This is a genomic window from uncultured Spongiibacter sp., assembly GCF_964011655.1.
Taxonomy (GTDB): Bacteria; Pseudomonadota; Gammaproteobacteria; order Pseudomonadales; family Spongiibacteraceae; genus Spongiibacter; species Spongiibacter marinus.
Window position 1 is genome coordinate 1 of record NZ_CAXGPO010000029.1, and the last position, 12428, is coordinate 12428.

General features: G+C 55.4%; 13 protein-coding genes and 1 tRNA gene. 4 read left to right on the forward strand and 10 right to left on the reverse strand.

The window, feature by feature from the left end:
* From ABNS66_RS12095 to ABNS66_RS12130, 8 genes are all read right to left on the reverse strand, one after another.
* A partial coding sequence (locus ABNS66_RS12095; protein ID WP_348655336.1) for an aminotransferase class IV occupies window positions 1–283 on the reverse strand: 283 nt, incomplete at its 3' end.
* A 14-nt stretch (window positions 284–297) separates the two neighbouring features.
* On the reverse strand, window positions 298–1542 hold the full coding sequence (fabF, locus tag ABNS66_RS12100) for a beta-ketoacyl-ACP synthase II (protein ID WP_286837971.1): 1245 nt from the start codon (window positions 1540–1542) through the stop codon (window positions 298–300).
* A 194-nt stretch (window positions 1543–1736) separates the two neighbouring features.
* Window positions 1737–1973, reverse strand: a complete 237-nt coding sequence (acpP, locus tag ABNS66_RS12105; RefSeq protein ID WP_022957235.1) for an acyl carrier protein — start codon at window positions 1971–1973, stop codon at window positions 1737–1739.
* 198 nt (window positions 1974–2171) lie between these two features.
* Complete coding sequence (gene fabG / locus ABNS66_RS12110; protein ID WP_286837969.1) at window positions 2172–2909, reverse strand: 3-oxoacyl-ACP reductase FabG; 738 nt, start codon at window positions 2907–2909, stop codon at window positions 2172–2174.
* Window positions 2910–2924: 15 nt separating this feature from the next.
* A complete protein-coding gene (fabD, locus tag ABNS66_RS12115; RefSeq protein ID WP_286837967.1) occupies window positions 2925–3863 on the reverse strand; it encodes an ACP S-malonyltransferase in 939 nt (312 codons plus the stop codon).
* A 56-nt stretch (window positions 3864–3919) separates the two neighbouring features.
* Window positions 3920–4915 (reverse strand): phosphate acyltransferase PlsX, encoded by a 996-nt coding sequence (gene plsX / locus ABNS66_RS12120; RefSeq protein WP_286837965.1) that lies wholly within the window; start codon window positions 4913–4915, stop codon window positions 3920–3922.
* 7 nt (window positions 4916–4922) lie between these two features.
* Window positions 4923–5102, reverse strand: coding sequence for a 50S ribosomal protein L32 (gene rpmF / locus ABNS66_RS12125; protein WP_022957239.1), 180 nt, complete (start codon window positions 5100–5102; stop codon window positions 4923–4925).
* Between the two features lie 21 nt (window positions 5103–5123).
* Complete coding sequence (locus tag ABNS66_RS12130) at window positions 5124–5651, reverse strand: YceD family protein (protein ID WP_286837963.1); 528 nt, start codon at window positions 5649–5651, stop codon at window positions 5124–5126.
* A gap of 181 nt (window positions 5652–5832) precedes the next feature.
* Here ABNS66_RS12130 and ABNS66_RS12135 point away from each other — a divergent pair, with 181 nt between their 5' ends.
* On the forward strand, window positions 5833–6420 hold the full coding sequence (locus tag ABNS66_RS12135; protein WP_286837961.1) for a Maf family protein: 588 nt from the start codon (window positions 5833–5835) through the stop codon (window positions 6418–6420).
* Between the two features lie 24 nt (window positions 6421–6444).
* On the opposite strand, the gene ABNS66_RS12140 is transcribed toward ABNS66_RS12135, so the two are convergent.
* Together ABNS66_RS12140 and rluC are read right to left on the reverse strand one after the other, a co-directional pair.
* Window positions 6445–7083: an HAD-IA family hydrolase gene (locus ABNS66_RS12140; protein ID WP_286695099.1), complete on the reverse strand. Its 639-nt coding sequence runs from the start codon at window positions 7081–7083 to the stop codon at window positions 6445–6447.
* Window positions 7084–7088: 5 nt separating this feature from the next.
* Window positions 7089–8036, reverse strand: coding sequence for a 23S rRNA pseudouridine(955/2504/2580) synthase RluC (gene rluC, locus ABNS66_RS12145; protein ID WP_286837959.1), 948 nt, complete (start codon window positions 8034–8036; stop codon window positions 7089–7091).
* A gap of 522 nt (window positions 8037–8558) precedes the next feature.
* Here rluC and rne point away from each other — a divergent pair.
* The 3 genes from rne (at window position 8559) to ABNS66_RS12160 (ending at window position 12414) form a co-directional block, all read left to right on the forward strand.
* Window positions 8559–11435, forward strand: a complete 2877-nt coding sequence (gene rne, locus ABNS66_RS12150; protein ID WP_286837957.1) for a ribonuclease E — start codon at window positions 8559–8561, stop codon at window positions 11433–11435.
* 140 nt (window positions 11436–11575) lie between these two features.
* Window positions 11576–11663: transfer RNA gene (locus ABNS66_RS12155), tRNA-Ser, on the forward strand.
* 265 nt (window positions 11664–11928) lie between these two features.
* Window positions 11929–12414 (forward strand): hypothetical protein, encoded by a 486-nt coding sequence (locus ABNS66_RS12160; RefSeq protein WP_286695648.1) that lies wholly within the window; start codon window positions 11929–11931, stop codon window positions 12412–12414.
* Window positions 12415–12428: the final 14 nt, after the last annotated feature.

Sequence of the window (12428 nt, forward strand, 5' to 3'; positions counted from 1 at the left end):
CGCGCCCGCCACTACGGCGAAAGCACAGAATTTTAAGGACTCGCCTACCTTTTACCGGCGCGCAGATTGCGCGAACGTCCTCGAGCAAGGCCGTGCTATCGATGTCTAACTGCAAGCGCGTCGCACCGGATAACAGTCTCGCCAGGTGCTCGTCCAGCCACAACGGCTTACCATCATTCACCAATAGGGTTTCGTACAGGCCGTCGCCATAGGCCATACCTCGATTCGCCACTAAAGATCGATCACAGGGCTTGCCGTTAAAAATGGCCTGTTTATCTACCATCCGAGAGCGCCAACTCAGCCTTGATAGCGACTGAAAAGCAAGCTGCCGTTAGTGCCACCAAAACCGAACGAATTCGACATAGCGTGCTCAATCCGGCGCTGCTGGGCAGCGTTGGGAACGTAATTCAGGGTACACCCCTCATCCGGCGCCTGTAGATTTATGGTCGGCGGCGCCACCTGATCGCGAATGGCGAGCACCGAGAATATCGCCTCAACAGCGCCAGCCGCGCCCAGTAGATGCCCAACCATTGATTTGGTGGAGCTTACCGCCACCGCATCAGCCGCCGGCCCCATTAAACGCTCTATCGCCCGGCTTTCTGCAACATCGCCCGCCACCGTGGAGGTGCCGTGTGCATTGATATAATCCAGTACCGCGGCATCTTTTTGGGCATCGTTCAATGCCGCTTGCATTGCCGCTAACGCACCGCGGCCGTCTTCTGGTGGAGAGGTCATATGAAAGGCGTCGCAGCTCATGCCAAAACCGCTCAACTCAGCGTAAATCGTCGCGCCGCGCTGCCTAGCAGACTCAAGTTCCTCCAGTACTAGCATGCCCGCACCATCGCCCAATACGAAGCCATCGCGCTCTTTGTCCCAAGGGCGGCTTGCGCCCTGGGGGTCATCGTTGCGCGTCGACATTGCCCGCGCTGCGGCAAAGCCGCCCAAGCCAACCGGCGTGGTTGCCATCTCGGCACCACCAACAAGCATCGCATCGGCATCGCCGTAGGCGATCATGCGCGCCGCCATACCAATATTGTGGGTACCCGTGGTGCACGCGGTGGTGATCGCGATGCTTGGCCCCTGAAGGTTGTGGCGGATCGCCATCAGGCCCGCCACCATATTGATGATCGCGCCTGGCACCGTGAACGGTGACAGCTTTCTCGGGCCACTCTCCTCGATGGTCATCCGGCTTTTTTCAATCAAGCCGATACCGCCGATACCAGAACCAATGGCTGTTCCTACACGATGCGCATTGTCGTCTTGTATCGCCAGCCCAGAGTCACTTAAGGCCTGCTCTGCTGCCGCAATGCCATAGTGGATAAACGGATCAAAGCGCTTGGCTTCTTTCGCCGACATATACTCGTCGACAGAAAAATCCTTTATCGAGGCCCCAATGCGCGTTGCATACGCCGAGGTGTCAAAGCTATTTATTTCGGCAACCCCGCTGCGCCCCTCGAGAATCTGCTGCCAGCTTTCTGCAACGGAATTACCGAGTGGGCTCACCATCCCCAATCCAGTTACCACCACTCTGCGCTTTGACATGAATACCTCCAACTACCTATTTTCTATGCTCGCTACCCCTACAGAAACTGGCTATCTGATACCGAGCTACCGCCTTTACCGGCAGAATACTATCGCAATCTGCGCGCAAACTTTATCTTCAGGCATAAAAAAAGCCGCTCTATGTTCATAGAAACGGCTTTTTCCTTGCGGGAATTCCCGCCTGTGCAGAAAACTTACTGCAGATTTTCTTTGATGTAATCGATCGCCAGCTTCACAGTTGTGATCTTCTCGGCTTCTTCATCGGGAATTTCAGTTTCAAATTCCTCTTCAAGGGCCATTACCAGCTCAACGGTATCCAGAGAATCTGCGCCCAGATCTTCTACAAAAGAGGCAGACTCCTGCACGTCGTCTTCCTTAACACCGAGTTGCTCTGCCACAATTTTCTTGACGCGTTCTTCAATGCTACTCATGGTCCTAAATGACTCCTAATTAATTTTTAAAGTTTGGAGCGCCTGACTCACCCTAGGGCAACTCAGTCGTTCACCGAAAATAGTGATGCGTACGGCCCAGCACTTGGACGCTAATTCTACATCGACTACCGACGCTTGTGCATAGCTAAAACAGAAAAATTCGACATTTCTAGAAAGAAAGCCCTATTTTTCAAATGTTTACGCCATATACATACCGCCATTTACATGAATTGTCTCACCCGTAATGTAAGCCCCGGCATCACTCGCCAAAAACGCGACAACGGCCGCAATTTCCTCAGGCTGTCCCAGGCGCTGCAGAGGAATTTGCCCCGCAAGGGATTCACGCTGTTCCTCGGGCAATTTCTTCGTCATGTCCGTATCAATAAACCCCGGCGCTACGCTGTTCACCGTGATTCCACGAGAACCAATCTCCCGGGCAAGCGCTCGAGTAAAGCCGTCCATTCCGGCCTTTGCCGCGGCGTAATTGGCCTGACCGGCATTGCCCATTGAGCCCACAACAGAGCTGATATTGATAATTCGCCCCCAGCGCGCCTTAGTCATGCCGCGCAGGCTGGCTTTTGCAATGCGATAAAGAGAGTTGAGATTAGTGTCGATGACATCGAACCACTCCTCTTCTTTCATTCGCATCATAATATTGTCTTTGGTAATACCGGCGTTATTCACCAGTACGGTGGGTACACCGTATTGCTCACCAATAGCCTTAAGCACGGCGTCCACTGACTGTGATGACGCAACATCCAATACCATTCCGCATCCCGTCACGCCCTGCTCAGCGAAGCCTGCAGATATTGACTCTGCGCCTGACTCCGATGTAGCCGTGCCAACGACGGTGCAACCTGCCTCGCCTAGTGCCAGAGCGATTGCCCGCCCAATACCGCGACTTGCTCCGGTCACCAATGCAACTTTATCACTCATACAACGACTTCCTTATTATTCGGCGACCGCAGCCAGTGCGGCCTCTAGGGTTTCTGGACTCTCCACGTTCAAGCACTGCAGCGATTTCTGAATTCGCTTATTCAAGCCACTCAGCACCTTACCTGGCCCGCACTCTACCGTCATTTCGATCCCAGAGTCGGTCATTGTCTGCACACAGGACACCCATTTGACCGCACTGTATATCTGCTGAGTCAGCAATTCCTTGATCTGAGCCGGGTTTGCTTCAGTTTGTGCGTGAACATTGTGCACCACGGGAATGACAGGCGCGTTAATCGTCAATTCTGCCAGGGCTTGGGCTAGCTTTTCACCCGCTGGGCGCATCAATGAGGTATGGAAAGGGGCGCTCACCGGCAGCAACATCGCGCGCTTGGCACCGGCGTCCTTCAGCGCACCCAGCGCCGCTTCCACTGCTTGGGTATGTCCCGCCACAACCACCTGTCCAGGCGAGTTGTAATTCACCGCTTCAACAACGCCGTCAGTTGCCGCACAAATCTCTTCGATTTTCGCGTCATCCAACCCCAGCACAGCCGCCATAGCGCCCTCACCCACCGGCACGGCAGTCTGCATATATTGGCCACGCGCACGAACCAGTCGCACGGCGTCAGCAAAGTCGATTGCACCGGCACAGACCAGCGCAGAGAACTCACCCAGGCTGTGCCCGGCCATCATCGACGGGCGCAGGCCACCCTGTGCTAACCACAGGCGCCACACCGCCACACTAGCGGTAAGCAACACGGGCTGTGTCGTCTCGGTCAGATTCAGTTGAGCTTGCTCACCTTCTTGAACCAACGCCCACATATCGTAATCCAGGGCATCAGAGGCCTCGGCAAAGGTGTTCTTCACCTCGGGAAAAGCTGCCGCCAAATCGGCAAGCATGCCGACTTTTTGCGAACCTTGTCCGGGAAAAACGAATGCTAACTTCTTTGCTTCCATCAGTTGTACATCCTTTGTTATCTATTCACTTATTGATTTTTAAATGGCGCATCGCGCTACAAATGCTCGGCGATGCGCGCTGGTAGATCCTGGCCGACTGCTCTAGCGGCTTGCTGGATTGCCGCTAGAAAACCTTTTTCATCAGAGCTGCCATGACTTTTCACAACCACCCCCTTCAGCCCGAGCAGTACAGCGCCGTTGTAATGACGCGGGTCGTGCCGCTTTTGAAAACGCTTTAGCACCGGCAACAACAATAAACCGACCAAGCGCCCGAGAAGGGTTTCGCGCAGCTGAGCACGCAGTGTTCGATTGATAAATGACGCCGTACCTTCACTCACCTTCAAGGCGATATTGCCAACAAAGCCATCGCAAACCACCACATCGACCTCACTGCCAAAAATATCCCCTCCTTCAACGAAGCCCACGTAGTTAAGCCGTGGTTCCTCGTTCAACAGTGCCGCCGTGTCCTGCATCAGTGCGGTCCCCTTTATCAGCTCCTCCCCAATGTTCAATAAACCAACGCGCGGCTGGGCATTGCCATCCACAACGCTGCACAAAGCACTCCCCATCACTGCGTACTGGCGAAGTTCTTCAGCACTGCACTCGACATTTGCGCCGAGATCCAGCATGAAGGTGTGATGGTGGTCGGAGGGGATTGGGGCGCAGATCGCAGGGCGGCGAATACCGTCCATGCGCTGGACAATAATGCAACTCATTGCCACGAGTGCGCCGGTGTTTCCGGCGCTAAGTACCGCTGACACCTGGCCATCACGAAGCAGCTCTAAAGCGATCGCCATGGATGACTGGCGTTTTGTTCGAAGTGCCGACGCGGGTTTATCTTCCATCAGCACAACATCCGGCGCATGGACAATAGATAAGCGGTCGAGGGGCGCTCTGGAATCAGCCAGGGCAGCACGAATAGCGGGCTCGTCGCCTACTAGCGTGATATGAAGTTCTGAATTCTCGTTCAGTGCGAGAACGGAGGCGGGAATCGTAGAGCGGAGACCGAAGTCTCCGCCCATTGCATCAACGGCTAGCCGCAGTGATGCCACGCAAATGTTAGTCGTCTTTACCAGCGACTACTTTACGGCCACGGAAGAAACCGTCAGCGGTAACGTTATGGCGCAGATGCTTTTCACCGCTAGTCTGGTCTACTGACAGCGCTGCGCTAGACAGTGCATCGTGTGAACGACGCATGCCGCGACGAGAACGGGTCTTCTTGCTTTTCTGAACAGCCATGGCTCAACAATTCCTCTTCACTTAATCTTGGGGTTTTAATGACCCCAGTACAGAAAAAGGCGACTCGCCCTTCTCTTCAATTCCGGCGCCTTCCGGCGCGGGATAGTCAGTTGGTGCAGTGGTTTTGCAATCGTCTATATCGTGGTAGCTAACGAAAGGCGTGCTGATAATCAGCTCGTCTTGCAATAACTCGTCGAGCGCCAGTAGCTCCTCACCCAAAATCACCGGATCCAATGACTTCGGCAAAGCTTTGGCCTGCTCCTCGGTCCACACTATAGCGAGAGCAAATTCCGCCGCAATTTCGATAGGCATGGCCTGTAAACAGCGCTCACAGCTCACTTCGACTGCGGCACGAGCCTTCCCATCCACTCGGTAAAACCCCTGTTCATCTCGATACAGCTTGATATCGGCCAGTACTTCGCCGTTATCAGAAGCCAGTCCCGCCGCAAAACGGGGTAACTCGCTTACGCTGATCTTCGCGCAAATTTCCGCAGCGCTGATGCAGAGTTTCCTCGCATCCAGCTGCTTAGGCAGGGGCTGTCTTTGCATAAGCGCGCAATCATAGGGATTTGACTGGGCGATGTCAAAGCAAAATGCCGTATTTTTAGGCGCTTACGCCGCCATTTCACCCACACAAGAATCGCGGGCAAGCCACTTCCCCCAAGCCCTCGCAAATTGGCGGCCGGGATTCTGCTAAACTGGCCAAAAGCTCTGACCGGACCCCGCATTAATGGCCAGCCCAACCAGGATCGTACTCGCCTCTAGCTCGCGCTACCGCCAGCAATTAATCAGCCAACTCGGCATACAAGCCGAGTGTCACGCTCCAAATATCGACGAAACACCATTAAATACGGAAAAGCCCGCAGAGACCGCGCTGCGCCTAGCGCGGCAGAAAGCCGCCCACGTGGCCACTCAGCACAAAGACGCCCTAGTTATTGGCAGTGATCAGGTTGCAGACCTCGACGGCATCGCGCTGGGCAAGCCCGGCGACCGGGACCAAACCATTGAGCAACTTCAAGCTTGCTCCGGCAAAACGCTGCACTTCCACACCGGCCTATGCCTAATTAACAGCCAAAGCGGCCGCCAGCAGAACTGCGTAGAAACATTTACCGTCCATTTTCGCCCCTTGACCACCGACCAGATCACTCGCTACGTGGACAAAGAGCCCGCGTTCGACTGCGCCGGCGGCTTCAAAATGGAGGGCTTGGGCATTAGTTTATTTGAGCGCCTGAGCGGCGACGACCCCAATACCCTGATTGGCTTACCGCTCATACGCTTGGTGGATTTTCTGACCAAAGAGGGCTACGCCCTCCCCTAGGCAACCCTGCCGCGCGAGCCTAACTTAGCGCGGCAGCGCCGCATCCAGATGATCGAAATGGTCAATAATGGCGCGAGGCCCCCACCGCTTTAGGCGATCAGGATGATGCACGCCGTAACTAACACCTATCGACGGCATACCAAAGCGATGAGCCATCTCCAGGTCGTACTCCGTATCGCCGACCATGACCGCGTCATGCGGCGCGACACTCAGGGCCTCACACAATTCACGCAACATCAACGGATCTGGCTTTGACGCCGTTTCATCGGCGCAGCGACTGGCAGTAAACAGCGCGGCCTCCGGCAAGTGCGAGAATACCCGGTTCAAGCCCTTGCGACTTTTGCCCGTTGCCACGCACAACTGATGGCCCGCCGCGTGCAAGCGCCGCAAACCACGCTCAACCCCGTCAAAATACGAGCATGGCTGGCGATCAGCCTCCACAAAACGCCGTGCGTAGGCATCGCGAATCTCGGTGACACCCTCTGGAGACTTCGAAGGAAAAAGAATCGCAATCGCGCGACTCAATTCCAAGCCAATAATATCGCGCACCTCCGCCGGGCTCGGCGGCGCCACGCCACAGTCGGCAGCGGCCTGGCGCATGCACGCCACGATCTTGTCAGATGAATCGAGCAGCGTCCCATCCCAGTCAAAAATAATAAGCATGACGGCTAGTTACCCTCGCTTTCTAGAACTTTTTGTAGGTCACTTGGCAGAGGCGCTTCCACCGAGACCTTCCTTTCACCCAAAGTGAAAGACAACGAATGGGCATGCAGAAATAAACGCTTTAACCCCTTTTCCCGAAAACGCTGATTCGCGGCGTCGTCCCCATATTTATCGTCGCCAAGGATCGGGTGGCCGGCGTACTGGCAGTGAACGCGAATTTGATGGGTGCGCCCGGTAATTGGTCTGGCCTCCACCAAGCTTGCACCCTCAATACGCTTGAGCAGCCGATATTCGGTGAGCGAGACCTTTCCCTCAATACCTGCACGAACCATCCTTTCACCGGACTGCAGCACATTTTTCTGCAGTCGTACATTCACCTGGTTTTTGCGCACAGGCCAACTCCCGCCCACCAGCGCAAGATAACGCTTATCGACCGCATGTTTTTTCTGAAGAAGTTGATGCAATTCCTTAAGAACGCCTCTTTTTTTCGAAACCATGACACAGCCTGAGGTGTCGCGATCAAGGCGGTGAACCAATTCCAAATGCCGACACTCCGGGTATATTTGGCGCAGAGATTCAATCAGGCCCATCGACACTCCACTGCCGCCATGCACCGCCAATCCCGAGGGTTTATTGACTATCATCAAGCCCTCATCCTCGTAGATCACCGCATCTCGGATCCGCGTTGCCAGCGAAGTCGACACAGGCACCGTCTCGCGTTGCGCCAACCGAACAGGCGGAATGCGCAACACATCCCCCGCCATGAGCTTGTATGCCGGCTTAGCCCGCGATTTATTCACTCGCACTTCGCCACGGCGTAAAATGTTATAAATCTTAGACTTAGGAACACCTTTTAACTCTCTCATTAAAAAGTTATCCAGCCTCTGCCCGGCAAAATCGTCAGTCACGGTGACAAACCGCACTGCGGGATTAACTAATCCGTCTGAACTCACTCAAAACCTCGGTAAATCATTGAGACAACTACTGAATACTGCTATATTCCAACGCGTAGCCGTTGGGCCCGGTTCCCGCCACAGCAGGGCTGTGTTGCAAGGGAAAACCGCCAACCGTCTACAGAGGCAGATATCGCCATAGGGAATTTGGCAGCGCCTCACCACGTGAACAAACAGTGTACCGGCGGCATTTTAGCGTAGTGCCGGTACATAAAACATTGTGCTGCCGAGATTTGCCGGCACCGTAGATGTGATAGAACTCTGTAAAAGCGACGTACGAATAGACGTTACCGATATTTGGCGCGTATACCCTGCGCCTACCGTATTAGACGAACGACGACCAGCGCGTGAACAATCGCGCCGAGAAAAGCGCGGCAACAAACGACCATGCCGCACACAATGAGAACGCTGGCCGAAAACGGCCCCGGCGCCCATAAGGCCCAATCGACTCATTGCAACGCTTATAGATGCTCAATCACGTGAGCGGCCCGACAGATCCCGGCTTTTGGGATTTGATAGCTCATGAAAAGAATGCTTATTAACGCAACTCAGCCAGAAGAGTTGCGTGTTGCCCTCGTAGACGGGCAACGCCTTTACGACCTGGATATCGAGAACCGTACCCGCGTCCAGAAAAAAGCCAACGTGTACAAGGGTAAAATTACCCGCGTTGAACCCAGCTTAGAAGCCGCTTTTGTCGACTTCGGCGCCGAACGTCACGGTTTTCTTCCCCTCAAAGAAATTTCCAAAGAATATTTCTACCGCAACCCTTCTGACGTTTCCGGCCGTGCGAAAATCAAGGACCTTGTAAAAGAAGGCACCGAAGTTATCGTCCAGGTTGAAAAAGAGGAGCGCGGCAATAAAGGTGCTGCGCTCACAACCTTTATCAGCCTCGCCGGCCGCTACATGGTACTGATGCCAAACAATCCCCGTGCCGGCGGTATTTCTCGTCGCATTGAGGGAGAAGAGCGCGCCGCTTTGCGCGATGCGCTGAACAGCATCAACATCCCAGACAGCATGGGCGTCATTGTTCGCACAGCGGGCATCGGCCGCAGCTCGGAAGAACTGCAGTGGGATTTAGACTACCTTCTTCACCTGTGGTCAGCCATTCAGCAAGCCGGCGAAGAACGCAAGGCACCCGTGCTTATCCTTCAGGAAAGCAACGTTATTATCCGCGCAATTCGCGACTATTTGCGCGACGATATCGACCAGGTCTTGATCGATTCCGAAGAATCCTACAACGAAGCGATGCACTTCGTTGAACAGGTGATGCCGCACTTTAAAAACAAGGTGCGCTACTACCAAGACCAAGTTCCCCTGTTCAACCGCTACCAGATAGAGTCCCAGATTGAATCGGCTTTTCAGCGCGAGGTTCAGCTCCCCAGCGGCGGCTCTATCGTTATCGATCCAACAGAGGCACTCGTCTCCATCGATATTAACTCTGCCAGAGCAACCAAGGGCGGCGATATCGAGGAAACAGCGCTGCAAACCAACCTTGAAGCAGCTGACGAGATTGCCCGCCAGTTGCGACTGCGTGATATCGGCGGCCTGATCGTTGTCGATTTTATCGACATGATGGCAGCCAAAAACCAACGCGAAGTGGAAAACCGGGTCCGCGATGCCATGGCAACGGACCGCGCCCGCATCCAAACCGGGCGGATCTCCCGCTTTGGCCTGCTTGAAATGTCACGCCAACGCCTCCGCCCCTCACTGGGCGAGACCAGTGCCAAAGTCTGCCCACGTTGTAGCGGCCAGGGCACTATTCGCGACACCAAATCCCTCGCCCTGTCGATTCTTCGCCTCGTTGAAGAAGAAGCGAATAAAGAGAAAAGCGCCGAAATTCGCGCCATTGTTCCTGTCAATGTTGGCTCGTATCTGCTGAACGAAAAGCGCACAGCGATACACGACATCGAGCAGCGCAGTAACGTACGTGTGGTAGTGATCCCCGCCCCACACCTGGACACACCACATTTCGAGGTAGCCCGCCTGCGCGAGAGCGACATCGACGGCGATGCCGAGGTCAGCTACAAAATTGCCGCTGAAGCGGAAAGTGAAGACGAGCAAATCAAGGCCCCACAAGCGCCCGCCGCCGCACCGGCTGCGGTGGTTCGCACATTGGCACCCAAAACACCGGCACCAGCACCCTCGCCGGCAAGCGACAAACCCGCCGACAATAAGCCTGCTGAGCAAAAGGCGGATGAGGAAGGCTTTTTCAGCAAGCTGGGTAAAAGTATCGCCGCCTTCTTTAAAGGCGAAGAGCCTGAACCCGAGCCCACTCCTGAACCACGCCGCGCCAATAATCGCAACCGCAACAACAACCGCGGCGGTCAGAACCGCAACAACAACCGCGGTGGCCAGAACCGCAACCGCAATCGTCGCCCCAACGACCAGCGCAATCGCAACAACCAAGGTGGTGACAGCGACACAGCGAAAGCGAACAGCGAACGCGGCGGCAACAAGCAAAACCGCGATAAGCGCAATGACGAGCGCGGTGACAATCGCAGCGATAGCCGCAACAACAACCGCAATCGCAACCGTAATCGCAATGATCGCGACAATACGGCGGCGAACAAAGGCAATGACAAGCCCAGCAACGACACGCGCAAGCCGGAAAACGATCAGGCCGACAGCGATAACAACGGCAATGAGTCAAACAATCGCCCGCGTCGCCGCGGCAACCGCCGCCCTCGCGGCCCCCAGGAACGTAAACGCAGTGCCGCACCCGTAGATGCTTTGCCGGAAGAGGCACGCAACAGTATTGTTGCTGAGGAGACTGCAGAGGATGCGAAGGTAAACACTGAAGCGGCTCCGACGACAGAGGCGCCCACCACAGCGGCTGAGGCTCCCGCCCCCCGCAGCGAGGAAACGCCGAACCAAGCTACTGCGCCCACTGCCCCGGCTGCAGACGTGAAGGACACCGTCAGCAACGACTCAGTGGAGGTAGAGGCAACTGAAAGCGCCGTTACTGAAAACGAGCCGGCGCCAGCCAAGCGCAATGAAGAGGCCGAACCGACAGCGACGGAAGACAGCGCAGCCGAAGCCGAGGTAGCGGAGACTGAAGCGACACCACCGTCCGATATGCCGGCGCAGGACGTCGAACCAGCCGCTGAAGCACCGGCTGAGCCGTCAGCACCGGATACAGCGGCTGAAACAGCATCAGAGCCCGAAGCGCCGATTGTAGCGAGCGAGCCTAATGCCGCGCCGTCACCCGCCGCTCCCAGCAGCGTTGCCAAGCCACAAGGCAGAGCCGCCAACGATCCGCGCGTTGCACCCAGCCCGGTTGGCACTGTGGATATCACCACGGCGCAACCGCAAGCGCCAGTGCTAGACGCCAGTGTTATGGCGCAACCTAACCCGGATCGTCCGAAGCTGCCAAGAGCGGCCAACGACCCCCGGAACTAAGTTTGACGATATCTCACCTAAGCCCGGCAAATGCCGGGCTTTTTTTGCCTAATTTTTAGCCACACCCATCTGATTTATAAGTCTTTTTTAGAAATACGCTTGTTTCAGAAACAAACCTAGGTATAATCTCGGGCTTCTCCGGAGGGGTGGCTGAGTGGTCGAAAGCACCGGTCTTGAAAACCGGCGACGGGCGACCGTCCCAGGGTTCGAATCCCTGCCCCTCCGCCATTTCTTTCTCAGTATTCACCGCCCTCTTCTGCTCCTGTATCGCACTGAAAGCCCGACTTGGAACGTCATCCCAGCGCAACTGGGCACTTTTTATTTTCGCTTAGCTCGGCACTAACACCCTCTACGGATATACTTTATTCGCTCACTGAGCGATTAAAGCGCGCCATCGACGCGAAAATCACATTGGGCAGCAAGTAGCCTGATCAAAACTGGCCGCATTCGGAAGGAAGGTGCAAGAACGGTCAACGTTGAGGCAGCTGGAACTATGACAATCGCCCTATCGCTTGCTCAGTCGCGTTGGATCGCACTCAGCGTCACATCATTCGGTTTTGCACTTTTCTCCTCCCTCTGTTTGGGGTTTTCGCTACCACCAGATAGCGAGCCGTCGCACAGCGTCAATGTCACGGCAAACTTCACGACACCGCCTGTGAAGCTACCTCTGGCGCACGGCAAGGCCGTGTCTTTTGGCATAAAAGACTGCAAGGTATACCGGCTGACAGACGCCGAGGGCGCAGCACCGCGCTGGAGTCTGCTATTCAAACCCGCCCCGTATTTTTTGCCGCAACAATGCGTGAGAGAACAACTCGCGTTTGACGGCAAGTACATTCAAATTGAAATCGGCACGCAGGCCTTGGGTGCAGGAGGCTGCTGCACCACTTACGCGGCCTACCGCAGTCAGGATGGGGAAAACTGGCAGGTTCGACGCGCTACATCGACGGAGAAATGGCAGGTACTCGACACGCCAAAATAAGGCTGCCCGACATC

What these genes read in the sequence shown, in the direction of transcription:
- fabF (WP_286837971.1), bottom strand. Translation starts at nt 1,542, where the DNA reads ATGTCAAAGCGCAGAGTGGTGGTAACTGGATTGGGGATGGTGAGCCCA.
- acpP (WP_022957235.1), bottom strand. Translation starts at nt 1,973, where the DNA reads ATGAGTAGCATTGAAGAACGCGTCAAGAAAATTGTGGCAGAGCAACTC.
- fabG (WP_286837969.1), bottom strand. Translation starts at nt 2,909, where the DNA reads ATGAGTGATAAAGTTGCATTGGTGACCGGAGCAAGTCGCGGTATTGGG.
- fabD (WP_286837967.1), bottom strand. Translation starts at nt 3,863, where the DNA reads ATGGAAGCAAAGAAGTTAGCATTCGTTTTTCCCGGACAAGGTTCGCAA.
- rpmF (WP_022957239.1), bottom strand. Translation starts at nt 5,102, where the DNA reads ATGGCTGTTCAGAAAAGCAAGAAGACCCGTTCTCGTCGCGGCATGCGT.
- ABNS66_RS12130 (WP_286837963.1), bottom strand. Translation starts at nt 5,651, where the DNA reads ATGCAAAGACAGCCCCTGCCTAAGCAGCTGGATGCGAGGAAACTCTGC.
- ABNS66_RS12135 (WP_286837961.1), top strand. Translation starts at nt 5,833, where the DNA reads ATGGCCAGCCCAACCAGGATCGTACTCGCCTCTAGCTCGCGCTACCGC.
- ABNS66_RS12140 (WP_286695099.1), bottom strand. Translation starts at nt 7,083, where the DNA reads ATGCTTATTATTTTTGACTGGGATGGGACGCTGCTCGATTCATCTGAC.
- rne (WP_286837957.1), top strand. Translation starts at nt 8,559, where the DNA reads ATGAAAAGAATGCTTATTAACGCAACTCAGCCAGAAGAGTTGCGTGTT.
- ABNS66_RS12160 (WP_286695648.1), top strand. Translation starts at nt 11,929, where the DNA reads ATGACAATCGCCCTATCGCTTGCTCAGTCGCGTTGGATCGCACTCAGC.